The sequence below is a fragment of the Brevibacterium sp. CCUG 69071 genome (assembly GCF_021023135.1).
In the GTDB taxonomy this organism is placed as follows: Bacteria; Actinomycetota; Actinomycetes; order Actinomycetales; family Brevibacteriaceae; genus Brevibacterium.
In genome coordinates this window covers 492,268-516,862 of the sequence record NZ_PGFV01000001.1, presented here as the reverse complement: position 1 = coordinate 516,862, position 24,595 = coordinate 492,268, and the positions used below count along the sequence as shown (strand labels likewise).

Genomic DNA, 24,595 nt, shown 5'->3' with positions numbered 1-24,595 from the left:
TGTGTCGACGACTGTTCACAGCTTACCGGGCACGGGTGCCCGGTGATCAATTCGCCGAGGCGGCCTCAGGACCGCTCGGCGACTTCCCTGTCGATGCGCGCCGACCAGTACACGGCCACCGCCCACAGGGCGATGAAGAGCACCGCGACGAAGAACATCGAGTTGAGGACGAAGCCGGAGGCCAGCAGGAGGGCCTGCACGATCCAGCCGAGGATGACTCCGGGGCGCTTCTGGCCGATCCTGCGCGGCAGCATGCCCACCGCCGCGATCGCGAGCACTGCGATGACCGACGCGCCGATGAGCAGCTGCCCGAGGGTCAGCGAGCCGGCGGTCTTGACCGCAAGCCCATAGGCGGTGAGTACCGCGAAGTAGACGACGAAGAGTTCGCAGATGAGGATCGACCCGCACAGCACGGGGTACTTCGACTTCATTCGCTCTCTCCCCTGCCCAGCAGCAGCCGGGCCTCGGCCACCGTGTAGAGGGAACCGGTGACGACGATGCCGGGGCTGTTCGCCTCGGCCGCGTTCGCCAGGTCGATGGCCTTCATCAGGGCGGCGTTGAGATCGGCGGCGAGGATCACCGAGTCCTCGTCCACCCACTCCCGGGCTGCCTCGGCGAGTGTCTCCGCGCTCAGCGCCCGCGGACTCATCGTCTCGCTGATGACGAAGGCGTCGGCGCTGCGGTGGAGCTCTTCGAGCACCCCGTGGATGTCCTTGTCCTCAAGCATCGCCAGCACCATCACGGTGTAGTCGAAGTCGAAGGCCTCGGCGAGGGTGTCGGCGAGCACATGAGCGGCATCGGGGTTGTGTGCCCCGTCGACGACGACGCTCGGGCCGGTGCGCACGAGTTCGGCGCGACCCGGCGAGGTGGTGCGTGAGAGTCCCTCGGCCAGGGTCTCGAGGTCGAGAGGCTTTCCTTCGTCGCCGAGGAACGCCTCGGCCGCGATGATCGCCACCGCCGCGTTGTGGGCCTGATGGATTCCGTGCAGGGGAACGAAGACGTCGGTGTAGACATCGCGCAGTCCCTGCACCGTGACCAGCTGGCCGTCGACGGCGCGTTGGCGATCGAGGAGCCGGAAGTTCCGCTCCTCGGTCAGGGCTGAGACACCCCGGCGCTCCACCTCGGCGTCGAGGACGGTCTGGGCCTCCTCAGCCTGTTCGGCGATGACCGCGACCGGACTCGGTGCCGGACTCGGATCCACGTTGCGGTCGAGGATCCCGGCCTTGGTGCCCGCGATCTCGGCCAAGGTGTCACCGAGGAACTGCTGGTGGTCGAGACCGATCCGGGTGAATACGCACACTTCGGCGTCGGCGACGTTGGTCGAATCCCATTGCCCTCCCATGCCGACCTCGGTGACGACGACATCGACGGGGGCATCGGCGAAGACCGCGAATGCCAGCACTGTCAGGGCTTCGAAGTAGGTCAGAGGGGCCCGGCCCTCGGCGGCGAGCTCGGCATCGACGATCTCGAGGTAGGCGGAGATCTCATCGAAGATCCGCACGAAGGTCTCGACCGCCACGGGCGCCCCGTCGACCGAGATGCGCTCGGTCACCGAATGCAGGTGAGGGCTGGTGAACCGGCCCACCCGCAGATCGTGGGCGGTGACGATCGAGTCGATCATCCGTGCCGTCGAGGTCTTGCCGTTCGTCCCGGTGACCGTGATCACCGGGGCCGCGGTGTGGATGTCGCCGAGGAGCTCGCAGGCTCGCCGGGTCGCATCGAGTCGCAGCTCGACCTGGGTTTCGCCTGCCCGGGCCAACAGCGCGGCGTAGACGCGGGCGAGTTCTCCTCGCGCCGCCTCGTCCGCACCGGCGGACTCGATGATCTCGGGCTCGTCTCCGCTGCGACCGGAGGTGTCCTCGCCGCTCATGCCGGGCTCACGGTCAGCCGAGTGCCCGCAGGCAGCTCCTCGGGAGTGAACACCTGCACAGCCGAGTCATCGATCGCGTCGAATTCGAGGGCGGTCGCCAGGGTCTCACCGGCGATGAGATCTGTGTGCGGACGCAGCGCCGAGGCGACCTCGGAGTCTGCGTCGACTCTCACCGTGATCCTGTCGGAGACATGCAGATCGAGCTGTTTGCGGATGCCCTGGATGGCGCGGACCGCATCGCGGGCCACACCCTCGGCTTCGAGCTCGGGAGTGACCCGGGTGTCGAGGGCGAGGAATCCGGAATCGAGGGCGGCCAGTTCCATGCCGTCCGTGCCGGACTCGGCGACCGAGTCGAGGGTGTACTCCCCTTCGACGAGTTCGATGCCGCCGCTGGTCACGGTGCCGTCGACGACCGACCAGTCCCCCGTCTTCGAGGCCTTGATGACCTGCTGCACCTGCTTGCCAAGCCGGGGTCCGGCTGCGCGGGCATTGACCACGAGGTTCTGTGAGAGCGAGAAGCCGGCCGCCTCCGCCTCGGCGACGTCGAGTACGTCGACGGAGCGGACGTTGAGCTCATCGGCGATGATGTCGGTGAATGCGGCACCGAGCTGCGCGTCGGTGGCCACGGTGAGCTGCGCGAGCGGGAGTCGCACGCGCAGTCGGTTGGCCTTGCGCACCGAGGATGCCGTCGAGCAGATGTCCCGGGTCAGGTCCATGGCTTCCACGAGCTCGGCGTCGGCGGGGAACGCCGCGGCGTCGGGGTAGTCGGCCAAGTGGACGGAACGCTGCCCGGTCAGTCCGCGGTAGATCTCCTCGACCGTGAACGGCAGCAGAGGCGCCGCCACTCGGCAGAAGGCCTCGAGGCAGGTGTAGAACACGTCGAAGGATTCGTGCGTGTCGGCACCGCCGTCCCAGAACCGGCGGCGAGAGCGCCGCACGTACCAGTTGGTGAGCATGTCGAGGTAGCTGCGGACGAGGTCGCAGGCGGCCCAGATGTCCAGGCCCTCCATCGCCTCGGCGAATTCGGTGATGAGGTCGTGCGTCTTCGCCAACAGGTAGCGGTCGAGCACCTGGGTGGAGTCGTAGCGGGTCTGTGCCTGGTACCCGGACTTCTCACCGGCGCTGCCGTCGGCGGTGTTCGAGTAGGTGGCGAAGAACTGCCAGGTGTTCCACAGCGGCAGAACCACCTGGCGCACCCCGTCGCGGATGCCCTGTTCGGTGACGACGAGGTTGCCGCCGCGCAGGATCGACGAGGCCATGAGGAACCAGCGCATCGCATCGGATCCGTCGCGGTTGAAGACCTCGTTGACGTCCGGGTAGTTGCGCAGCGACTTCGACATCTTCTGCCCGTCCGAGCCGAGCACGATCCCGTGGGAGATGCAGTTGGTGAAGGCCGGTCGGTCGAAGATCGCGGTCGCGAGCACGTGCAGCAGGTAGAACCAGCCGCGGGTCTGTCCCACGTATTCGACGATGAAGTCGGCCGGGAAGTGGTTATCGAACCATTCGGAGTTCTCGAACGGGTAGTGGACCTGGGCGTAGCTCATCGAACCCGAGTCGAACCACACGTCGAAGATCTCCGGGATCCGGCGCATCACCGACTGTCCGGTGGGATCATCGGGGTTCGGGCGGGTGAGGTCGTCGACCCACGGCCGGTGGAGGTCGACCTCGCCGGAGTCGTTGCGCGGCAGTCGGCCGAAGTCGGCTTCGATCTCCGCCAGCGAACCGTAGACGTCGGTGCGGGGATACGTCGGGTCGTCGGAGATCCACACCGGGATCGGGGATCCCCAGAAGCGGTTGCGTGAGATGGACCAGTCGCGGGCGTTCTCCAGCCATTTGCCGAACTGTCCGTGTTTGACGTTGTCGGGCACCCAGTTGATCTGCTCGTTGAGTTCGACCATCCGGTCCTTGAACTCGGTGACGCGGACGAACCAGGAGGACACCGCACGGTAGATCAGCGGGTTCCGGCAGCGCCAGCAGTGCGGGTACGAGTGTTCGTAGGATTCGTGGCGGACCAGCAGCGCGGACCGGCCGTCCAGTGGACCGGTGTGGTTGCGCAGGTCCTTGATGATGGCCTTGTTCGCCTCGAAGACCTGCTGGCCGGAATAGTCGGGAACCGTCGAGTCGAAGCGACCCGCGTCGTCGACGGGGCGGGCGGCAGTGATGCCGTAGGAGTCGGTGAGCTCCTTGTCCTCCTCACCGAAGGCCGGCGACTGGTGGACGATGCCGGTACCGTCTTCGACGGTGACGAAGTCGGCGGAGAGGATCGTGTGCATCCGCTGCCCGAACTCGTCCTGGCGGCTCTCGAAGTAGGGGAACGGCGGCTCGTATTCGCGACCGACGAGTTCGCTGCCGTTGAAGCTGCGCAGGATCTCTGGGTTCTCCCCCAGCTCCCGGGCATAGGCGGACAGGCGCGCCTCGGCGAGGATGAGGGTCTTGCCCTGGAGTTCCGCGGCGCCGTCGTCACCGGGGACGACCGCGACGAGCGGGATGTCCGGATTCACGGCCACGGCCTGGTTCGAAGGCACGGTCCAGGGCGTGGTGGTCCAGATCAGGACCCATTCCTCGGCGTCCTTGAGCTTGTAGCCGATCGTCACGGCCGGATCCTGACGCATCTTGTACACGTCGTCGTCCATGCGCAGCTCATGGTTCGACAGCGGGGTCTCGTCCTTCCAGCAGTAGGGCAGAACGCGGTAGCCCTCGTAGACGAGGCCTTTGTCCCACAGCTGCTTGAACGCCCAGATGACGCTTTCCATGTATTCGACGTTGAGCGTCTTGTAGTCATTGTCGAAGTCGACCCAGCGGCCCTGGCGGGTCACGTACTCCTGCCATTCCTGGGTGTAGCGCAGGACAGAGGAGCGGCAGGCGTCGTTGAAGGCGGCCAGACCCATCCGGCCGATCTCGGACTTGTCGGTGATGCCCAGCTGCCGTTCGGCCTCGAGCTCGGCGGGCAGGCCATGGGTGTCCCAGCCGAAGCGTCGGTCGACCTTCTTGCCCCGCATGGTCTGGAAGCGCGGCACGACGTCCTTGACGTAGCCGGTGAGCAGGTGGCCGTAGTGCGGCAGGCCGTTGGCGAAGGGAGGGCCGTCGTAGAAGACGAACTCGTTCTCCCCGTCCTCGCCCGGATCGCGCTGGTCAATCGAGGCCTGGAACGTGTCGTCGTCCTGCCAGTAGCGGAGGACGGCGTCCTCGATCGCGGGAAAGTTCGGCGAGGCGGACAGGCCGAACGCCGAGGTCGACACCTTGGGATACAGAGGCTGGGTCATGAGCGTCCTTTTGGTATACTGCGGTCACTGTCACGAGGACGACATCTCTGCCGCGGTACCACCTCGCTTATCCGCAGCCGCCGTCGGTGAAGACGCACGAGCACGGATCGCTCATAGCCGGATCGATGACGGGTCCAACCGTCCGGTTCTACTGGGATCGTCATCCCGCCGAGGTGGTCCTCGACGGATGAGGAATCTGTTCTTCCGGAAGCTCCCCGGTGATGGCCGGATCATCGCAGTCACAATCGTATACCCGGGCCGAGCTCCCCGACCACTCGGGAAGCTGTTCACAGCCCCTGGTTGCGCGCCACCTTGTGTTGGGCCGCCTGGGCGATGGGGCGGATGACCATGAGATCGACGTTGAAGTGGTGGGGTCTGGTCAGGGTGTAGACCACCGCATCGGCGACGTCTTCGGCCGTGAGGGGATTCTCCACCCCTTCGTAGACCTTGTCCGCGCGCTCCTGACTGCCGCCGACTCGTTTGAGGGTGAACTCGTCGGTGGCGACCATGCCGGGAGCGATCTCGATGACGCGCACGGGTTCGCCTGCCAGTTCGAGACGCAGAGTCGCGGCGATCGAATGAGTGCCGTGCTTGGCGGCGACATAGCCGCCTCCACCCTCATAGGCCTGGTGTCCAGCGGTCGAGGACATCACGGCGATGTCGCCGCGACCGGATTCGATGAGCGCCGGCAGGAAGGCCTTGACGACACGGAGCACGCCGAGGACGTTGACGTCGAACATGTCCCGCCACCCGGCCACCGACGCCTCGGCGACGGTATCGGTGCCGTAGGCGGCTCCGGCATTGGCGACGAGGGAGTGGACGGGGCCGGCGGCGATGACCTCTTCGGCGAAGGAGGCGACGGCCTCGTCATCGGTCATGTCCGCTACGAAGTAGCTGGCTCCGGTCTCCTCGGCGAGGGCCTTGAGTTTGTCCTCCCGGCGGGCCACGGCCACGACGTCCCAGCCCTGCTCGCGCAGCTGTCGTACGGTGGCGGCCCCGATGCCCGAGCTCGCGCCCGTCACCACTGCTCTCAACGTCTCCATCTTCGTACCCCTGTCTTCGATCGGTCTGGGTGCTCTTGAATTCTGATGACCAGTCTACGGATCCTCAGGCGTCCTGTGGATCCGGGTCGGGTGTCGTTCCCGAGGGGCTCTCGGTCGCACCAACAGACTTTCCGGAGGGACCTTGTGTCGGACCAGCCGCCGACCCTGAGGGACTCGGCGTTGCTCGAGCCGACTTCCCGGAAGGTCGGGAGTGCGGGTTGCGTGGGCCGCCCTCGCCGAAGACCGCTCGCACTCCGCGAATCTTCACGGCCACCCAGGTCACCACGGCGCAGACGACGGTGTAGGCGATCGGCATGACGAAGGCGTGGAGGAGCACTCCGGGAACCGTCGTCGGCAGTCCCATCTCGTTGCGGACCGGATAGAGCACGAGTGGGTGGAGCAGAAACACGCCGAAGGAGTAGGGGTAGAACCAGTGGAGGAAGCCGAAACCGGTGCGCATGTGGTGATGCAGCAGCAGGTAGGCCGACAGAGAGGCGACGACCACGCCCGGAGACAGGTACTCATAGGGGAACATCCAGGGCTTCTCCCCCGGACCGAACCCGGCCCACAGTGTGGTCACGCCGACCGAAGCGAGGAAGGTCGCCCACGAGAGGATCACCGCGCGCCTGTTCAGCACGATGTCGCGGAGCACCCAACCGAGGATGTAGAAGCCGGCCATGGGAAGGAAGCGGGTGGCGATGTTGGCTTCCCCGACGTCGAAGATCATCGACACCCACTGGTCGAGCATGCCGATCCCGAGGAAGATCAGGCCGGTGCCCCACTGCAGGCGGCGGGAGCCGTGGACGCTGAGCAGTCGGAAGAACGGAGTCAGCAGCGTCAGACCCGCAAGCACGTAGAGGAAGTAGAGCTGGACGAACGGGGATCCGGTGAGGATGGCGATGCCGGGGTTCCAGTTGTCATCTCCGGGCTGGAGATAATACCGGCGGAAGAGCAGATAGACCGCGGTCCAGAACACCAGCGGGATCCCGATTCGCCACACCCGTTTGCTGAGGAACTTCCGGGGTTTGCTGCCCCGCGCCGGGTCGAGGGCCAGCGCCCCGGAGATCATGATGAACACCGGCACCGACCAGCGGCAGGCGGAGTCCACGGCGTTGGCGACCCACCAGTCAGCGCCCATGGCGGCGAAGTTCTGTTCGACGATTGTGCCCAAGGAGTGGATGGCGACCACGGCCACGATCGCGATCGCCCGTGCCGGGTTCATCCATGCCGTCGAGGTCGGCGGCGGATTCTCTGTCGGAATTCTGTCCAAGGTCGCCATGAGCCAATAATCTCATTACTGCCACTCAACTCGTCTCAAGACGTCTTCAGGTTGTGAGACGGGCCACCACCCGACCGGCTTCCCGACCTCGCCGAGGCAGCTTCATCGAACGGTGTCCGTCCCGGAGACGACCGGTTTGGCCAGAGACGGTCCGGGTGAGAAAATCAGCAGTTATGAACACACCTGCCTTTTCGGACTCGACACACGAGTCAGTGAACCTACCGGACAAACCGGCCCTCGAGGGTCTGCGGGACAAGTGGGACGCCGCATGGAGCGAGTCCGGGGTCTACGACTTCGACGTCGACACCGACCGTGGGCAGGTCTACTCCATCGACACTCCCCCGCCGACGGCCTCGGGATCCCTGCACGTCGGTCACGTGTTCTCCTACACGCAGACGGACATCCTCGCCCGCTACCAGCGCATGCAGGGCAAAAACGTGTTCTACCCCCTCGGCTGGGACGACAACGGTCTGCCCACCGAGCGACGTGTGCAGAACTACTACGGCGTCAGCTGCGACCCCAGCCAGCCCTACGACCCGAGCTTCGAACCGCCGGCCAAGCCGGCGAAGAATTCGCGGGACTTCGTGAAGATCTCCCGCCAGAACTTCATCGAACTCTGTGAGAAGCTCTCGGCCGAGGACGAGCAGATCTTCGAGGATCTCTTCCGCTCCACCGGCCTGTCCGTGGACTGGAAGTACACCTACCGCACGATCGACGACACTTCCCGATCGGTCAGCCAGCGCGCCTTCCTCACGGACCTGTCCAACGGCCACGCCTACTCGCAGGACGCACCGACGATGTGGGACGTGACCTTCGGAACGGCTGTGGCGCAGGCGGAGCTGGAGGACCGCGAGAAGGACGGCGCCTACCACAAGGTGAAGTTCTTCCCGGAGGGAGCTGACGGACTGGCCGACACCTCGGCGGACCCGATCGTCATCCTCACCTCCCGGCCCGAGCTGATCCCGGCCGTCGTCGCTCTCGTCGCCCACCCGGAGGACGAGCGCTACATTCCGTTCTTCGGCACGAACGTCGTCTCCCCGCTCTTCGGGGTCAGCGTCGAAGTCCGTGCCCATGAGCTCGCGAAGTCCGACAAGGGCACCGGCATCGCCATGGTCTGCACCTTCGGCGACCTCACCGACGTCACCTGGTGGCGAGAGCTTGATCTGCCGACCCGCGCGGTGATCAACCGGGGCGGACGCCTGAATCTTGACGTTCCGGAGTGGATCGCGGCGTCCCCGAAGCCGGACGCGGTCGCCAACTACGAGAAGCTGGCCGGGAAGACGACGTTCTCTGCCCGCAAGGACATCGCCGAGATGCTCGTCGAATCCGGTGACCTGATCGGTGAGATCGAAGCGATCACCCACCCGGTGCCCTTCTATGAGAAGGGCGACAAGCCGCTCGAGGTCGTCACCAGCCGCCAGTGGTACATCCGCAACGGAGGACGCTCCGCGCAGCTGCGAGATGAGCTCATCGCCCGCGGCCGCGAGATCGAATGGCACCCGAGCTTCATGCGTTCCCGTTACGAGAACTGGGTCGAGAATCTCAATGGTGACTGGCTGGTGTCCCGACAGCGCTACTTCGGTGTGCCGATTCCGCTGTGGTACCGCCTCGACGCCGAGGGACAGCCGGACTACGAGAATCCGATCGTGCCCGAGTCCCTGCCGGTCGACCCCGTCGCCGAGGTGCCTGCCGGGTTCACCGCCGAGCAGCGCGACGTCCCCGGCGGCTTCAGCGCCGACCCCGATGTGCTCGACACCTGGGCGACCTCATCGCTGACCCCGCAGCTGCTCAGCGGCTGGAGCCGGGACGACGATCTCTTCTCCAAGGTCTTTCCCTTCGATCTGCGCCCGCAGGGCCACGACATCATCCGGACCTGGCTGTTCTCCTCCGTCGTGCGTGCGAATTCGCTCAACGACGTCGCACCGTGGAAGCACGCCGGACTCTCCGGGTGGATCCTCGATCCCGACCGGAAGAAGATGTCGAAGTCGAAGGGCAACGTCGTCGTGCCCTCGGACATCCTCGCCGAGCCGAAGCCCGGGTACGGTCCCGATGCCGTCCGCTATTGGGCGGCCAGCGCCAGGCTCGGTGCCGACACGGCCTACGATGTGACCCAGATGCAGATCGGCCGTCGCCTCGCGATGAAGCTGCTCAACGCCTCCAAGTTCGCCCTGGCGCAGGGTGTGCACGCGGGACTCATCGGTCAGCTCGGCGCCGTCACCCATGAGCTCGATCGGGCGCTGCTGGCCAAGCTCGCCGAGGTGGTCGAGTCCGCGTCCGCGCATATGGCCGACTACGACTACGCCCATACGCTGCGGGTCAGCGAGAGCTTCTTCTGGGAATTCACCGACGACTACGTGGAGCTGGTCAAGGACCGGTCCTATGGAGCCGCCGGCGAGTCGGAGCAGCTCTCGGCTCACGTCACTCTGGCCACGGCCCTGGACGTCCTGCTGCGCCTGTTCGCTCCCATCATGCCCTTCGTCACCGAAGAGGTCTGGTCCTGGTGGCGGACCGGCTCCGTGCATCGGTCGCCCTGGCCGGGAGATGAGCAGCTGGCAGACCCGGCATCCGCGGTCGATCCGACACTGCTGGCCTCCGTGGCCGCGGTGCTGACCGAGATCCGTCGCACCAAGACGGAGGCGAAGGTCTCCCAGAAGACTCAGGTGCGCAGTCTCACGATTGCGGCCCCGGCCGCGGTCGTGGCCGCAATCGGGGCCGCTCACGGTGACCTGGTCGCCGCCGGACGAATCGAGAATCTCGTCGCCGAGGAGTCCGGAGACGAGATCGCGATCACCGCGGTCGACTTCGTGCCTCAGGACTGAGGCCCCCGGGCGGTGACCGCCCGACCACAGCACACAGCACCCGCCGGGTGTGCGAGCATACGAGCTCGCACACCCGGCGTTGCTGTTCCAAGATGAACACACCAAATCAGGGCCGTCCCGCCCATCGAGCGCTTACGATTGTCTCGACAGCCGAAGAAGTACAGGACTTCTTCTCGCATGAAAGGCTTTTGAACCATGAGAAGCGAACTCTTTTCGAAGCGCAACGCCGAAGTCCAGAATCAGGAACGCTGGACACTGCAGTCGGACAAGATGCTGCGCACGGTCATCACCCCCAACGCTCCGATGATCGCCACGAAGGGCGCAATGGTCGCCTACCAGGGTGACGTGAAATTCGCCCACCAGGGTTCGAAGTCGATGGGCCAGTTCATGAAGAAGGCGGCCACCGGTGAGGGCGGCAACGTCATGCGCGTCGAAGGCCACGGTGAGGTGTTCTTCGCCCGGGAGGCCTCGAACATCTTCATGATGGCCCTTGAGGGCCCGCAGGACGCGCTGACTGTCAACACCGCGAACCTGCTCGCCTTCGACGATGCCCTGAACTGGGAGATCAGGCGCATCAAGGGCGGTGTCGGGGCGATGGTCAGCGGTTCGGGCCTGTTCAACCTCGAACTCGCCGGCCAGGGAACCGCCGCGATCTGCTGCAAGGGAGCGCCGATGGTCCTCGACTGCTCACAGCAGCCGACCTTCGTCGACCCGCAGGCAGCGGTCTGCTGGTCATCGGCACTGGCGCCGCAGATCAAGACCGATGTCAGCGTCGGCACCTTCTTCGGTCGCGGATCCGGCGAGTCGGTGCAGCTGGCATTCCACGGCCCGGGCTTCGTCGTGGTCCAGCCCGCTGAGAACGCCGTCTACTCGGCCGCCCAGGGCTGAGCGAGCCACAAGCTCTCCGAAACGACGCCGGAGCGCCCAGTCACCTGCACACGCTGAGGTGACCGGGCGCTCCCGTCAGTTCTCGAGGGCCACTGTCTGCTCGGGTCCCTCGCCGCGTTCGACGCGGTACTTCCGGAATGCGGGGAACACCACGGCGCAGACGAGCACGAGGACGATCACGGCGATGCCGCCTCCCGCCGAGGCTGCAGTGGTGCCGGTGAGTTCGGCGACGGAGCCGTGGAGGATGTCAGCCAGCCGCGGGCCTCCGGCGACGACGACGATGAAGACCCCCTGCATCCGACCCCGCATATCGTCGGTGGCCGCCTCCTGCAGCATCGTCGATCGGAATGCGGAGGAGATGATGTCCGCTCCCCCGCCCAGCGCCAAACCGAACAGCGCTATGATGAGGGCGGCGAGCCAGAATCCCCTCGCGAATTCGAGGGAGATGCCGAACAGCGTCATCGCCGCTCCCCACACGATGATGGCGACGATGACAGCCAGCCCCTGACGCTGGACCTTCGAGACCCACCCGGAGAAGATGCCCGCCAGGGCACTGCCCCCGGCCAGTGCCGCGAAGAGCAGGGAGAAGACGATGCCGCCTGCGGGCGGACCGTCGAAGGTCTCGACGGCGATCTGCGGAAACAGAGCCCGGGGCATTCCGAAGACCATAGCGATGACGTCGACGAGCAGCGAGACCATGACCACGGTGTTCGTTCCCAAGTAGCGGAAGCCGTCGATGACTCCCTTGATCCCGGAACGGGTGTGTGACTGTTTCTGCGGAATCAGCGGGGGCAGCCGGAGCACCGCGTAGAGCGTGGCCGCCAGGAACACGGCGTCGATGACATAGAGCAGCTGGTATCCGAACACCGGAATGAGGGCTCCGCCGATGACAGGGCCGATGACAGCGCCGAGGGTGGCCACGGTCATGTTCAGCGAGTTCGCCGCCGGCAGCAGGGCCAAGGGAACGATGGTGGGCAGAAGAGCGCCCCTGGCCGGCTGGTTGAGACCGAAGAAGGCCTGCTGCATGGCGAAGACGCTCAGCAGCAGCCACACGTTCTCGACGCCGAGGACAGCGATGAGCGCGAGGAGCGCACTCGTCACGATGAGTCCGAGAGTGGAGATGATGAGGAGAGTGCGTCGGTTGATGACATCGGCCAGCGACCCGCCCCAGAGTCCGAAGACGATGAGCGGCACGAGACCGAACGCCCCGGCCAGGCCGACGTAGCCGGAGGACCCGGTGATGTGGAAGATCTGCGCCGGGATCGCCACAACCGTCATCTGCGCGCCGATGACGGTGACGATGTTGGCCAGCCACAGCCGCCGGAAGTCGGCGTAGCGGAGCGGACGGGTGTCGGCGAAGAGCCTCATCTACGGTGAGGGCTCAAGCTGATTTCTTGTTCGTCCGGGACTGGGTGCGGGGAACGAGGGTCGGGGCGACATTGCTGTCGACGACGTCCTTGGTCACGACCACCTCGGCGATGTCCTCACGCGACGGCACATCGAACATCACCGGCTGGAGCACTTCTTCCATGATCGAGCGCAGACCGCGAGCTCCGGTGCCGCGCAGTAGCGCGAGATCGGAGATGGCCTCGAGCGCCTCGGTCTCGAAGGTCAGTGAGACGTTGTCGAACTCGAACATCCGCTGGTACTGCTTGACCAGCGCATTCTTCGGTTCGGTGAGGATCGACATGAGGGCGGCCCGGTCGAGGGTCGAGACCGTGGCGAGTACGGGCAGACGCCCGATGAACTCGGGGATCAGACCGAACTTGAGCAGATCCTCAGGCAGGATGTCCGCGTAGAGATCCTCTTCGTCGTTCTTCGACTGCAGCAGGGCACCGAAGCCGATGCCGTGCTTGCCCTTGCGTCCGGCGACGATCTCCTCCATCCCGGCGAAGGCGCCGGCGACGATGAACAGCACATTCGTGGTGTCGATCTGCAGGAAGTCCTGGTGGGGATGCTTGCGACCGCCCTGCGGGGGAACCGAGGCCTGCGTGCCCTCGAGGATCTTCAGCAGCGCCTGCTGAACGCCCTCACCGGAGACGTCGCGAGTGATCGAGGGGTTCTCGGACTTGCGGGCGATCTTGTCGATCTCGTCGATGTAGATGATGCCGTGTTCGGCGCGCTGGATATCGAAGTCGGCGGCCTGGATGAGTTTGAGGAGGATGTTCTCGACATCTTCGCCGACATAGCCGGCTTCCGTCAGCGCGGTGGCGTCGGCGACAGCGAAGGGAACGTTGAGCCGCTTCGCCAGCGACTGGGCCAAATAGGTCTTGCCGGACCCTGTCGGTCCGACGAGAAGGATGTTCGACTTCGCGATCTCGACCTCGGAGTCTTCGACGCCCAGCGTCTTCGTGTCCTCGCTGCTCTGCAGTGAGCGGATGCGCTTGTAGTGGTTGTACACGGCGACCGAGAGCGCCTTCTTCGCGGGCTCCTGCCCGACGACGTATTCCTGGAGGAAGTCGAAGATCTCACGCGGCTTCGGCAGTTCGAGTTCGGCGTGATCCGGGCTCGTCTCGCTGAGCTCCTCTTCGATGATCTCGTTGCACAGACCGATGCATTCATCGCAGATGTACACCCCGGGTCCGGCGATGAGTTTCCGAACCTGCTTCTGTGATTTGCCACAGAAGTTGCATTTGAGCAGGTCTGCTCCGTCCGCACTGCGAGCCACTGTCACAACCTTTCGCCAGGGCGCTTGGCCCCAACTCTACCGCTCGTGTTTCCTGTACCTCAATAGCTTCCCATACGTCGCTGACACGAGCCTCCAGCGACGTCATTCGGTGTGTCGTATCCCCGACAGCGTTTCGGGTCCGGACGGCTTGGCACCGTCCGGGCCCGAAACGCTGGTGCGGAGATCATCGAGGGATGATCAGTTGGCTTCCTTGCGTGAGGACAGGACCTGGTCGACGAGACCGTAGTCCTTGGCCTGCTCGGCGGTGAGGAAGAGATCGCGCTCGATGTCGTTCGAGACCTGTTCGGGGGTCTTGTTCGAGTGCTTCGACAAGGTGCCCTCGAGCCACTCGCGCATGCGCAGCACCTCGGCGGCCTGGATCTCGATGTCCGAGGCCTGACCCTGTCCCTGGCCCTCCATGGCGGGCTGGTGGATGAGCACGCGGGCATTCGGCAGAGCCAGACGCTTGCCGGGGCTGCCGGCAGACAGCAGCACGGCCGCGGCCGAGGCGGCCTGTCCGAGGCAGACGGTCTGGATCTCCGGCTTGATGTACTGCATCGTGTCGTAGATCGCGGTCATCGCGGTGAACGAACCACCGGGCGAGTTGATGTAGAGCGTGATGTCGCGGTCCGGGTCCTGCGATTCCAGGACGAGCAGCTGGGCCATGACATCGTCAGCGGAGGTGTCGTCGACCTGCGCTCCGAGGAAGATCACACGATCGTCGAAGAGCTTCGTGTAGGGATCCTGGCGCTTGAAGCCGTACGGGGTCCGCTCTTCGAACTGCGGCATGACGTAGCGGGACTGCGGCATGTTTCCGGCGGTGGAGCCTGGCATAAAGTTCATTGAATTCATTCTTCCTTCACTCCCGCTCAGTTGTTCTCGACGTCCGAGGCACGGGTGATCATCTTGTCGATGAAGCCGTACTCGAGGGCCTGCTCAGCGGTGAACCAGTGGTCGCGGTCGTTGTCCTTGAGGATCTGCTCGAGCGACTTTCCGGTCTGCTGAGCGGTCAGCTCGGCCATCTGCTTCTTCATGTTGAGGATCAGCTCGGCCTGGATCTTGATGTCGGTGGCGGTGCCGCCGATTCCGCCGAGAGGCTGGTGCATGAGGATGCGGGCGTGCGGGGTCGCATAGCGCTTGCCGGGGGCACCGGAGGAGAGCAGGAACTGCCCCATCGATGCCGCCATGCCCATGGCCACGGTGGACACGTCGGGCTTGATGTACTGCATGGTGTCGTAGATCGCCATGCCGGCGGTGACCGAGCCGCCCGGAGAGTTGATGTAGAGCGAGATGTCCGAATCGGGATCCTCGGCGGCCAGCAGCATCATCTGGGCGCAGATGGCGTTGGCGTTGTCGTCGCGCACTTCTGAGCCGAGCCAGATGATGCGTTCTTTGAGCAGACGATTGAAGATATGGTCGTCCAGACCCATTCCCCCACCGGCGTCAAGGCCGACGGGAGAGGTCATGTCGTGTGCGCTCACGTTTCACTCCTGTTGTCTGTTGATGGCTTGATATGGACTCTAACTGCTCGCCCCACGGTTTTAGTCCGGCGCGGCCCCCATGTTCGCCATCAGCGTGATCGGAGGGCGAATCCGTCCAGCTGGCAGGACCTCACACGGGAATTCCACGGGCCGCCAGGACATGTGCGACCCGGGCACGCGCGGACACGGTGGCCAGGTTCGCACCGGGTAGGTCGTTACCGGGCAGGTTCCCGCAGACAGAAAATGACGGTGGGCACGGAGATCTCCGTGCCCACCGTCAGATTCGGGGTCCGCCGAGGCGGTCGTCCCTCAGTTCTCTTCGTCGCCGTCCGGCGCGGTCGCCTCGGCGGCGTCCGCAGCGGAGTCCGTCTCAGCGGACTCGGCGGCGACTGCCTCGGCGTCATCGGCCTCGTCCTCGGCGGGCGAGGTGAAGGCCTCCATGTCGACGACGTTGCCCGCGGTGTCCTTGACCGTGGCGCCGGCAAGCGCCGCTGCCAGAGCCTTGCGGCGCGAGACCTCACCGACCAGGGCGTTGACCTGACCGGAGCTGTCGAGCATCTGGGCGAACTCGTTCGGGTTCATTCCGTACTGCTGCGAGGCGGAGATCAGGTACTCGATGAGTTCGGGCTGGCTGACTTCGACCTGCTCGGCCTCGGCGATGGCATCGAGGATGAACTGCGTGCGCAGGTTGCGCTCGGTCTCCTCGGTGACCTCGGTGCGGTGCTCATCGTCGTCGAGGCGGTTCTCCGACTCGAGGTGACGTTCGACCTCTTCGCTGACGACCTTGGCCGGCACGGGAACCTCGAGGGTCTCGATGAGGTGCTCGAGGACCTTGTCGCGGGCCTGGACGCCCTGGTCGGTCTCCTTCTGCTTCGCGGCCTGCTCGCGCAGGTCATCGCGGAGTTCGGCGATGGTGTCGAACTCGCTGGCCAGCTGAGCGAAGTCATCGTCGGCCTCGGGCAGTTCGCGTTCTTTGACCGCCGAGAGCGTGATCGAGACGTTGCCGGTCTCACCTGCGTGCTCGCCGCCGGCGAAGGTGGTCTCGAAGGTCGTGGTCTCTCCTGCGGAGAGTCCGTCGAGAGCCTCGTCCATGCCTTCGAGCATGGTTCCGGCGCCGACCTGGTAGGAGATGTCGGAGGCGGTGTCGATCTCTTCGCCGTCGATGGTCGCAACCAGGTCGAGGGTGACGAAGTCGTCGGTCGCCGCGGGGCGATCGACCGAGGTCAGGGTTCCGAAGCGGGTGCGCAGCTGCTCGAGTTCGGCATCGACGTCGGCATCGGTGACTTCGATGGGATCGACCTCGACGGAGATCGAATCGAAGGCGGGCAGTTCGATCTCGGGGCGCACGTCGACCTCGACGGTGAAGGTGAGGTCGCCGTCTTCGGTTCCGTCGAGTCCGGGAACCTCGGAGATCTCGACCTCGGGCTGCCCCATGGGCTTGAGATCGTTGGCTTCGACGGCATCGCGGTAGAAGCCGTCGAGGCCGTTGTTGATGGCTTCCTGGATCACTGCAGGACGGCCGATGCGCTGGTCGATGATGCGCGTGGGCACCTTCCCCTTGCGGAAGCCGGGAACGGTGACCTGAGCACCGATCGTCTTATATGCCTCGTCGACGCTCGGTTTGAGTTCGGCGTATGGGACTTCCACGCTGATCTTGACCCGCGTGGGGTCGAGTTGCTCGACGGAGCTATTCACAGTGGGACCTTTCAAGTTCGACAGTCATGCAAATTCGGTCATTCGGCGACCTGGACGGTCAGCTCGTGACCGAAGGGGAGCGAAAGTCCGCGACATGTTCGCGTACGTCCGCAAGACGCAGTCACCCATATTACGCGAAACACCGGGCAAAACACGAAACCGCTCAGGTGCCGCCGTAGAGCTCGTCGAGGCAGATGACGACGTTCGAGGCCGTCCAGGACAGCGGAGCGACGGAGACCGGGACGCCGTCCTCACTCACCTTCTCCGGCAGGGACCCCGGGCCCGTGCGATGCGCGCTCAGCCAGTCGAGCATCTCCTCGGCGGTCTCGGTGGCGCCGAGGCGGGCGTAGCCCAGTGCCATGAGTGAGGTCGACGGCGTCCAGCTCGAACGATCGAGGATCCAGCCGTGGCCGGGTCGGATGCCGCCCGCAGGCTGCCCGAGGAGCCGCCTGGCCCGATCAAGATCGGCGATGCCCAGAGCGAGATCGGCGCTGGCACCTTGGCCGTGCGCCCGGCGACCCGCTACGAGGCCGGCCGCCGGGAGATAGGAGAGAGCGGAATCGAGTCCGCCCGAACTGGGATAGCGCTGCAATCCGTTCGCGGTGAAGGTCCGCGCAAAGGTCGCACGGAAGCCGGCGGCCGCCTCCTCGAGACCGGCGACTCCCCCGGCGCTGCCCGCGAAGATCTGCGGAGAGGACTCCGCCAGCTCGAGCAGCGATTGGAGGCCGATCAGGGTGGGCCCGGCGATCCCGAGGGTCACCCTCGATTCGGCGACCTCCCAGTAGTCCGGGGACACCGGGGGAAGTCGGGTGCCGTGGGAGGTGTGCGAGATCAGACGGGAGCTCGACCGGCGGAGCATAGGCGCCATGTCCCCGTGGTTCACGGGACGGCCGTTTCGTGCGGCCGAGTCCGCCACCTCGGCGACGGCCCAGAGCAGGAGTCCTATCGCGTCGGACTGCGCGGCTCGATCATCTGGGACCCCTCCGGTCTCCGGCAGGTAGCGCGCGGCGAACGACCCTTCGGCGTCCTGCAGCGACTGCAGGTGGAGAAGATGACTCCAAGCCAGGTCGATCGCGCCGACCCGGGCCAGCGCGATCGCGGAGAATGCGGTGTCGCGAGGCCAGATGCACCGCCACGGCCCCGTCCAGCTGGCCACGGTGCCGGGGAGGGAATCCGAGAGGACCCAGAGATCGAGCAGCGCCGAGGTGGCCAACTCACGTCGATGCGTCGGCAGCGACTCCAGCCACGGCCGACTGCGATCGAGGAATTCCTGCTGCCTCCGGTCCGGACCGGTGCCTGAGAGTTCGGGCATGACTCGGGACCCGGCCGGGAGGCGTGCGGCCGCTTCGGCGTCGATGCCCGTGCGCCCCGTCGCGGAGGTGTACGCCACGGTGACCGATCTGCTCGGGTCATCGCGACCGACGGATCGGAGCAGTTCGGTGCCTCGGGAGGCGGCGAATCCTGCGCCGAGCAGACCCGCGCCCGACAGCGCACCGGCGATCACCCTGCGGCGGGAGAGCGCTCGGCGGGGCGGCCGTGGTCGAGGTTCGGGAGGCATCGGGATCTTTGCGTCAGGCGGATCGGGGTTGAGCGGAATCCTACCCCAGAGGCTCGGTCCCACCTCCAGGTCCGGCCTCACGTCCGGCGGACCATCGCGGGAATGAAAAATGTCGCCGCTGTGACCAGCGGCGACATCGTGGAGGGGATGACGGGAATCGAACCCGCACCATCAGTTTGGAAGACTGAGGCTCTACCATTGAGCTACATCCCCGTGTTGCTTGATCGACTATAGTCGACGATCTCGCCGTCGGCCAAATCGGCACTTCGTGAGCTGTGCCACAACCCGCAGATGCGGCCCGAGCCGCAGTCGAACCGACATATGTGTGAGCTGCATCCCATCGGCGCCGGGATGCGTCCACAAGGTGCGCCCGGGCCGCGGCCTATGGTTAGATAGTCCTGGTCGCGGGATGTGGCGCAGCTTGGTAGCGCATCTGTTTTGGGAACAGAGGGTCGCAGGTTCAAATCCTGTCATCCCGACCAACGAGGGGGTACCACCCGCTCGCGGGAATGTCTCACGTCATCGTTCACTCGACGGCGTGGGACATTCTTCGTTTCTGCCCGCACGGGTGACAACGACCACCTCCGGGCCGCCACATCCGCTCGGTCCACAGTTCCGTTCCGCTCGGTCCACAGTTCCGTTGAAAACATCGTCGCGCGAGACGTTGTTTTCAACGGAACTGTGGACCGACACCGGCGAAGTGCACCGACACCGGCGAAGTCAGCGAAGTCCGGCGAAATCCCCCGCGGCTCACTCAGCCGACCTTCCGAAACAGGTCTCAGGAACAACCTCCCGGAACAGCACTCCGGTCGACCGGTCCGCCGCCGGGCGGGACTCAGCGGGAGAAGTCGATGATCTGACGCACCACGCGCCCTTCGGAGAGCGCGTCGAAGGCGGAATTGAGGTCCTCGAGTCCGATGGTGTCAGAGATCAGCTCTTTGACGGGCAGCTTTCCCTGACGCCACAGATCCGCGTAGACGGGAATGTCCCGGCTCGGCACTGCCGAGCCCAGGTAGGAGCCGACCACGGTCCGCGCCTCAGCCGTCAGCGTCACCGGGGTGATCTGCGAGACCGCGTCCGGAGCCGGAAGTCCGACCGTCACAGTCGTCCCGCCGACCGCAGTCGCCGAGAACGCAGTCTCGAAGGCGCGCGCGTGACCGACGCATTCGATCACGATCGGCGCCTTCCGGTCACCGAGCTGCTCGGGGGTGTAGACCTCGACGGCGCCGAGTTCCTTGGCCCGAACGAGCTTCTCGGGATTCGCGTCGACACCGATCACACCGGCGGTCTCGATCGAGAGCGCAGTGATCAGTGCGGCGGTGCCGACACCACCGAGACCGACGATCATCACCTCGTCCTCTGGTCCCGGAGCACCGGCGTTGAGCACCGCTCCCCCGCCGGTGAGCACGGCGCAGCCGAGCACGGCGGCGATCGGTGCCGGAACGTCATCGGCCACCGGCACCACAGACGCCCGGTTGACCACGGCATGGGTGGCGAACACGGACGCGCCGAGGTGGTGGAGCACCTCGGCGCCGGTGTCATCGTGGAGCCGCACCCGGTGACCGTCGAAGGGCAGAGTCCCGGCACCATTTGTGGCACTGCCCGGAGTGCACGGCAGCTTGCCGTCGGTGCGGCAGTTCGCGCACTCCCCGCACCGAGGCAGGAACACCGTGACCACCTGCTGACCGATCTCGAGATCGTCGACGCCCTCGCCGAGCTGCTCGACGGTGCCCGCTCCTTCGTGCCCGAGCAGCATCGGCAGCGGGCGGGGGCGGTTGCCGTCGACGACGGAGAGATCGGAATGGCAGACCCCGGCGGCACTCATCCGGATGAGCACCTCGCCGGGACCCGGCGCATCGAGTTCGAGCTCCTCGACGGTCATCGGCTGCGAGTCCGCGAAGGGACGCGGCCGTTCCATCTCCCGCAGCACGGCGCCCCGTATCCTCACGAGCGCACTCCCCCGTGCGCAGTCTCCCTGCCGCGGTGGTCACGCGAGGTCACAGCGCGTCCTGGCCCTTGACCTCGTAGTCGGCCATGATGGCGATGCGCCGCTGATGGCGATCGTCTCCGGAGAAGGGCTCGGCCAGGAAGGCATCGACGATGTCGACGGCCTCGGACTCGGAGTGCTGCCGAGCACCGACGGCCACCACCTGGGCGTTGTTGTGCTCGCGTGCGAGCTTGGCGATCTCCGGGTTCCAGGCCAGGGCCGTCCTGATGCCCCTGACCTTGTTCGCCGCCATCTGCTCGCCGTTGCCGGATCCGCCGATGACGACGCCGAGCGCCTCGACGCCTGCCGCCTGGTCATCGATAACGCCCTGAGCGGCCGCGATGCAGAACGCCGGGTAGTCGTCGAGGGCGTCGTATTCGAGGGCGCCGTGGTCGACGACCTCGTGCCCGGCTTCCCCGAGGTGAGCCTTGAGGACCTCTTTGAATGCGAAGCCGGCGTGGTCGGTTCCGAGATGAACCTTCATGTGTGGGTGCCTTTCAGCGATCCGTGAGACGGATCTGTCGTGGAGCGGTGGGTCGGCCGCGATGCGGCCGGTGGGCCGGAGCGGTCAGTCGAAGACCGGTCCCTGGTCGCGCGTGCGCTTGAGCTCGAAGAAGCCCGGCGTCGAGGCGACCGCGAGGACACCATCGAACAGGCGTCCTGCGTCCTCGCCCTTCGGAGCCGGGGTGACGACCGGACCGAAGAAGGCGGTCCCGGCAACCCGGCAGATCGGGGTTCCGACATCGTCGCCGACGAGTGCCAGACCTTCGTCGTGGGAGGCCTGCAGAGCCGCATCGTAGTCCTCGGTCTCGCCGTACTTCTGCAGCTCGGCGGGCAGCCCCACCTCGGCGAGGGCCTCGGAGACGGCCTTCTCGAAGTCCTGCTCCCCACCCGGGTGGATGCGGGTGCCGATCGCCGTGTACAGCGGTTCGGCGACTTCCTCGCCGTGCTCGGCGATGGCGGCCGTGACCACACGCATCGGGGCCAACGCCCGGTTCATCAGCGCACGGTAGTCCTCGGGGATGTCCCGGTCACGGTTGAGGAAATTGAGGCTCATGGGGTGGAACTTCACCTCGATGTCGCGCACCTTGGCGACCTCGAGCCCCCAACGGGAGGTCATCCAGGCCCAGGGGCAGGCCGTGTCGAACCACAGGTCAAGTGTTTCCTTGCTCAATCTGACTCCTCTGTTGACGGGGTGCGGGTGATGGCGAACCGCCCGCGCTGTCCGAGGCCAATCTACCAAGGCATGTCCGTGCGGGAAACGTGCCCGTTCGACGATGAGACGAAGGACCCGACAAGTTCCCTGCACGTTCATGAAACAATGGCCGAGTACACCCGGTTCCGAAGCGGAGGTCACCCCACAGTGCCCCAATACAACCTCACCCGCGACGAAGCACGCCGACGGTCGTCCCTGGTCGATGTGCAGAGCTACGAGAACACGCTGATCCTCACGGGAGAGGGTGAGAGTTTCCGGGTCCGCTCGCGAATCCGCTTCACCGCTGTGCCCGAGTCGACGACGTTCATCGATGCCATCACCGCGAGCGTCGAGCGCATCCGACTCAACGGACTCGACATCGAACCCGCCGAGGTGGTCGCCCCCTCCCGCATCACCCTGCCCGGCCTTGCCGCAGAGAATGAGCTCATCATCGATGCGCACTTCTCGTACATGAATACCGGTGAGGGACTGCACCGCTTCGTCGACCCCATCGATGATGAGATCTACCTCTACTCCCAGTTCGAGGTCCCCGACGCCCGCAGGGTCTTCCCGGTCTTCGAACAGCCCGATCTCAAGGCCCCGTTCTCCTTCACCGTCGTCGCTCCGGCCTCGTGGACCGTGGTGTCGAACTCCCCGACTCCGAATCCGAGCGACCCCGAGGAGGTCTTCGTCGACCTCGGCGAGCCTCCGATCCCGGGCACGGCCGTCTGGCAGTTCGCCCCGACCACGCCGATCTCGTCCTACATCACCGCGATCATCGCCGGTCCTTATCAGGGCGTGCACTCGGAGCTGACCTCGTCCGACGGTTCGCCGGTGCCGCTGGGCCTCTACTGCCGGGCCTCCCTGTTCGAGCACCTCGACGCCGAGAACCTGTTCGCCATCACCCGCGCCGGCTTCGAGTTCTACGAACGCGAGTTCGGTGTGGCCTACCCGTTCGAGAAGTACGATCAGCTCTTCGTCCCCGAGTTCAACGCCGGGGCGATGGAGAACGCCGGGGCGGTGACGATCCTCGAGAACTACGTCTTCCGCTCCCGCCCCACCGAGGCTCTGGTCGAACGCCGGACCGTCACGGTCCTCCACGAGCTCGCTCACATGTGGTTCGGCGACCTCGTGACCATGCGGTGGTGGAACGACCTGTGGCTCAACGAGTCCTTCGCCGAGTTCATGTCCACCCTCGCCACCGCCGAGGCGACGAAGTACACCGAGGCATGGACGACGTTCGCCACGGTCGAGAAGTCCTGGGCCTACCGGCAGGATCAGCTGCCGAGCACCCATCCGATCGTCGCCTCCATCGAGGACCTCGCCGATGTCGAGGTCAATTTCGACGGAATCACCTACGCCAAGGGCGCCTCTGTTCTCAAACAGCTCGTCGCCTGGGTCGGCCGCGTGGAGTTCTTCGCCGGACTCAAGCAGTACTTCGACAAACACGCGTGGTCGAACACCGAACTGAGCGATCTGCTCGACGAACTCGAAGCCACGAGCGGTCGGGACCTGGCCAGCTGGTCGAAGCTGTGGCTCGAGGAGTCCGGGGTGAACCTCATCGAGGCCGAACTCACAACTGAGGAGCCGAACGAGAGCACCGGCACAACCGCCAAGGTGGTCGCCGAGCTGCGCGTCACGCAGAAGCCCTGGGTCCTCGACGGTCAGCCCGCGCCCTCCCTGCGTCCGCACCGACTGGCCATCGGGTTCTATTCCGATGACGGGTCCGGTCGGCTCGTGCGCAAGCACACCTTCCCGCTCGACATCGATTCCGATGCCACGGTCGTCGCCGACGCCCGCGGACTGCCGAAACCCGATGTCGTCATCGTCAACGATGCCGACCTCAGCTACGCGAAGGTCCGCTTCGATCCTGAGAGCATGGACACGGCAGCCAGACGGCTGAGCGACTTCGACGATTCGCTCACCCAGCTGCTCGTCCTCAGCACCCTCTGGGATGCCGTCCGCGACGGTGAACGTCCGGTGCAGGACTACATCGACACGGTGCTCGCCCATATCGGCGGGATCACCCACTCCTCCGGGCTGCTCACCCAGCTGCGCCAGCTCGAGACGGCCGTCGGCTCCTATCTGCCGCCCGAGGCCCGCACCCGCACCCACACCGACGTGGCCGCACGGTTCGCCGAACTGCTCACGACCGTGCCTGAGGGCACGGACCAGGCCTTCCAGCTCGTCCGCGGGTTCATCAAGCACGCCACCGATGCCGAGCAGTTGGCCACGCTGCGATCCTGGTCGGAGGAGTCCACGACGACGGTCCACGGCATCACCGTCGACACCGACCTCCGATGGGAGATCCTCATCGCCCTGGCCGGACACGACGCCGTCGACGACTCTGCCATTGCCGCAATGGCCGAGCGCGACCCCAGCGCCACCGGCCTCCGCCAGGCGGCAACCGCACGGTCCGCACGCCCCACCTCGGCGGCCAAATCGCTCGCCTTCACCCGAATGATGGACGATGCCGAACTTCCCAACTCCGAACTCGCGGCCCTGGCCACGGGCTTCGCCACGGGCTTGGAGACCGAGACCGGTGGACCCATCGAGGCTCAGGCACCGCTGCGCCCCTTCGCCCAGGAGTACTTCCAGCGCGTCTCCGGCTGGTGGGAGACCCGGACCCTGGAGATGGCGCAGACGATGACTCTGCGGCTGTTCCCGCCGGTGAGTTCGGCCACGGTCGCCTCGGCGCAGGATTGGTTGGCCGAGCATCCGGCGGCGCCGAAGGGCCTGCTGCGCCTGATGCGGGAGAATCTCGCCGATGCGCAGCGAGCGCTCGAAGTTCAGCGAGTGTCCAGCACTTCCAAGCGATCATTGAAATTGGGACGTTAGTCTTCAGACAT

The 24,595-nt window shown here is 65.7% G+C and carries 17 protein-coding genes and 2 tRNA genes; 4 read left to right on the top strand and 15 right to left on the bottom strand.

Features of this window, described 5'->3' with window-relative positions:
- Positions 1-65: 65 nt before the first annotated feature.
- From CV023_RS02350 to CV023_RS02330, 5 genes are all read right to left on the bottom strand, one after another.
- Positions 66-431 carry a DUF4233 domain-containing protein gene (locus CV023_RS02350; RefSeq protein WP_230743860.1) on the bottom strand — a complete coding sequence of 122 codons (366 nt, stop codon included), beginning with the start codon at positions 429-431 and terminating at the stop codon, positions 66-68.
- Positions 428-1,870, bottom strand: a complete 1,443-nt coding sequence (locus CV023_RS02345) for a bifunctional folylpolyglutamate synthase/dihydrofolate synthase (RefSeq protein ID WP_230743859.1) — start codon at positions 1,868-1,870, stop codon at positions 428-430. Before CV023_RS02345 ends, CV023_RS02350 begins: the two co-directional genes overlap by 4 nt.
- Positions 1,867-5,133 carry an isoleucine--tRNA ligase gene (gene ileS / locus CV023_RS02340; protein WP_230743858.1) on the bottom strand — a complete coding sequence of 1,089 codons (3,267 nt, stop codon included), beginning with the start codon at positions 5,131-5,133 and terminating at the stop codon, positions 1,867-1,869. The genes CV023_RS02345 and ileS overlap by 4 nt, the downstream gene beginning before the upstream one ends.
- Before the next feature lie 287 nt (positions 5,134-5,420).
- Entirely contained in the window at positions 5,421-6,176 is a 756-nt protein-coding gene (locus tag CV023_RS02335) for an SDR family oxidoreductase (RefSeq protein ID WP_230743857.1), read from the bottom strand.
- 64 nt (positions 6,177-6,240) lie between these two features.
- Positions 6,241-7,455: an acyltransferase gene (locus CV023_RS02330; RefSeq protein ID WP_230743856.1), complete on the bottom strand. Its 1,215-nt coding sequence runs from the start codon at positions 7,453-7,455 to the stop codon at positions 6,241-6,243.
- Positions 7,456-7,628: 173 nt separating this feature from the next.
- On the opposite strand from CV023_RS02330, the gene valS reads away from it, so the two are divergent.
- Together valS and CV023_RS02320 are read left to right on the top strand one after the other, a co-directional pair.
- Positions 7,629-10,274, top strand: a complete 2,646-nt coding sequence (valS, locus tag CV023_RS02325; protein ID WP_230743855.1) for a valine--tRNA ligase — start codon at positions 7,629-7,631, stop codon at positions 10,272-10,274.
- A gap of 195 nt (positions 10,275-10,469) precedes the next feature.
- Complete coding sequence (locus CV023_RS02320; RefSeq protein ID WP_230743854.1) at positions 10,470-11,162, top strand: AIM24 family protein; 693 nt, start codon at positions 10,470-10,472, stop codon at positions 11,160-11,162.
- A gap of 75 nt (positions 11,163-11,237) precedes the next feature.
- On the opposite strand, the gene CV023_RS02315 is transcribed toward CV023_RS02320, so the two are convergent.
- The 7 genes from CV023_RS02315 to CV023_RS02285 all read right to left on the bottom strand — a co-directional run bounded on the left by CV023_RS02315 (position 11,238) and on the right by CV023_RS02285 (position 18,777).
- Positions 11,238-12,530: an MFS transporter gene (locus CV023_RS02315; protein ID WP_230743853.1), complete on the bottom strand. Its 1,293-nt coding sequence runs from the start codon at positions 12,528-12,530 to the stop codon at positions 11,238-11,240.
- 13 nt (positions 12,531-12,543) lie between these two features.
- Entirely contained in the window at positions 12,544-13,830 is a 1,287-nt protein-coding gene (clpX, locus tag CV023_RS02310) for an ATP-dependent Clp protease ATP-binding subunit ClpX (RefSeq protein ID WP_230743852.1), read from the bottom strand.
- 198 nt (positions 13,831-14,028) lie between these two features.
- Positions 14,029-14,673 (bottom strand): ATP-dependent Clp protease proteolytic subunit, encoded by a 645-nt coding sequence (locus tag CV023_RS02305; protein ID WP_230743851.1) that lies wholly within the window; start codon positions 14,671-14,673, stop codon positions 14,029-14,031.
- Positions 14,674-14,699: 26 nt separating this feature from the next.
- Positions 14,700-15,296: an ATP-dependent Clp protease proteolytic subunit gene (locus CV023_RS02300; RefSeq protein ID WP_230744376.1), complete on the bottom strand. Its 597-nt coding sequence runs from the start codon at positions 15,294-15,296 to the stop codon at positions 14,700-14,702.
- 324 nt (positions 15,297-15,620) lie between these two features.
- Complete coding sequence (tig, locus tag CV023_RS02295) at positions 15,621-17,006, bottom strand: trigger factor (RefSeq protein WP_230743850.1); 1,386 nt, start codon at positions 17,004-17,006, stop codon at positions 15,621-15,623.
- Positions 17,007-17,169: 163 nt separating this feature from the next.
- Positions 17,170-18,564 (bottom strand): hypothetical protein, encoded by a 1,395-nt coding sequence (locus CV023_RS02290; RefSeq protein ID WP_230743849.1) that lies wholly within the window; start codon positions 18,562-18,564, stop codon positions 17,170-17,172.
- 139 nt (positions 18,565-18,703) lie between these two features.
- Positions 18,704-18,777, bottom strand: a tRNA-Gly gene (locus CV023_RS02285).
- Between the two features lie 192 nt (positions 18,778-18,969).
- Between CV023_RS02285 and CV023_RS02280 the strand changes: the two genes are divergently transcribed.
- A tRNA-Pro gene (locus CV023_RS02280) sits at positions 18,970-19,046 on the top strand.
- Between the two features lie 353 nt (positions 19,047-19,399).
- Here CV023_RS02280 and CV023_RS02275 read toward each other — a convergent pair.
- From CV023_RS02275 to CV023_RS02265, 3 genes are all read right to left on the bottom strand, one after another.
- On the bottom strand, positions 19,400-20,512 hold the full coding sequence (locus CV023_RS02275; RefSeq protein WP_230743848.1) for an alcohol dehydrogenase catalytic domain-containing protein: 1,113 nt from the start codon (positions 20,510-20,512) through the stop codon (positions 19,400-19,402).
- 49 nt (positions 20,513-20,561) lie between these two features.
- The gene (locus CV023_RS02270; protein ID WP_230743847.1) at positions 20,562-21,035 is read right to left on the bottom strand and encodes a ribose-5-phosphate isomerase; all 474 of its coding nucleotides are present in this window, start codon (positions 21,033-21,035) and stop codon (positions 20,562-20,564) included.
- Between the two features lie 84 nt (positions 21,036-21,119).
- Positions 21,120-21,725 (bottom strand): mycothiol-dependent nitroreductase Rv2466c family protein, encoded by a 606-nt coding sequence (locus tag CV023_RS02265; protein ID WP_284934653.1) that lies wholly within the window; start codon positions 21,723-21,725, stop codon positions 21,120-21,122.
- A gap of 189 nt (positions 21,726-21,914) precedes the next feature.
- Between CV023_RS02265 and pepN the strand changes: the two genes are divergently transcribed.
- On the top strand, positions 21,915-24,584 hold the full coding sequence (pepN, locus tag CV023_RS02260; protein ID WP_230743846.1) for an aminopeptidase N: 2,670 nt from the start codon (positions 21,915-21,917) through the stop codon (positions 24,582-24,584).
- Positions 24,585-24,595 lie beyond the last annotated feature (11 nt).

Excerpts from the sequence above, each read along its gene's own strand:
- CV023_RS02350 (WP_230743860.1), bottom strand. The coding sequence starts at position 431 with ATGAAGTCGAAGTACCCCGTGCTGTGCGGGTCGATCCTCATCTGCGAA.
- CV023_RS02345 (WP_230743859.1), bottom strand. The coding sequence starts at position 1,870 with ATGAGCGGCGAGGACACCTCCGGTCGCAGCGGAGACGAGCCCGAGATC.
- ileS (WP_230743858.1), bottom strand. The coding sequence starts at position 5,133 with ATGACCCAGCCTCTGTATCCCAAGGTGTCGACCTCGGCGTTCGGCCTG.
- CV023_RS02335 (WP_230743857.1), bottom strand. The coding sequence starts at position 6,176 with ATGGAGACGTTGAGAGCAGTGGTGACGGGCGCGAGCTCGGGCATCGGG.
- CV023_RS02330 (WP_230743856.1), bottom strand. The coding sequence starts at position 7,455 with ATGGCGACCTTGGACAGAATTCCGACAGAGAATCCGCCGCCGACCTCG.
- valS (WP_230743855.1), top strand. The coding sequence starts at position 7,629 with ATGAACACACCTGCCTTTTCGGACTCGACACACGAGTCAGTGAACCTA.
- CV023_RS02320 (WP_230743854.1), top strand. The coding sequence starts at position 10,470 with ATGAGAAGCGAACTCTTTTCGAAGCGCAACGCCGAAGTCCAGAATCAG.
- CV023_RS02315 (WP_230743853.1), bottom strand. The coding sequence starts at position 12,530 with ATGAGGCTCTTCGCCGACACCCGTCCGCTCCGCTACGCCGACTTCCGG.
- CV023_RS02305 (WP_230743851.1), bottom strand. The coding sequence starts at position 14,673 with ATGAACTTTATGCCAGGCTCCACCGCCGGAAACATGCCGCAGTCCCGC.
- CV023_RS02300 (WP_230744376.1), bottom strand. The coding sequence starts at position 15,296 with ATGACCTCTCCCGTCGGCCTTGACGCCGGTGGGGGAATGGGTCTGGAC.
- CV023_RS02290 (WP_230743849.1), bottom strand. The coding sequence starts at position 18,564 with ATGCCTCCCGAACCTCGACCACGGCCGCCCCGCCGAGCGCTCTCCCGC.
- CV023_RS02270 (WP_230743847.1), bottom strand. The coding sequence starts at position 21,035 with ATGAAGGTTCATCTCGGAACCGACCACGCCGGCTTCGCATTCAAAGAG.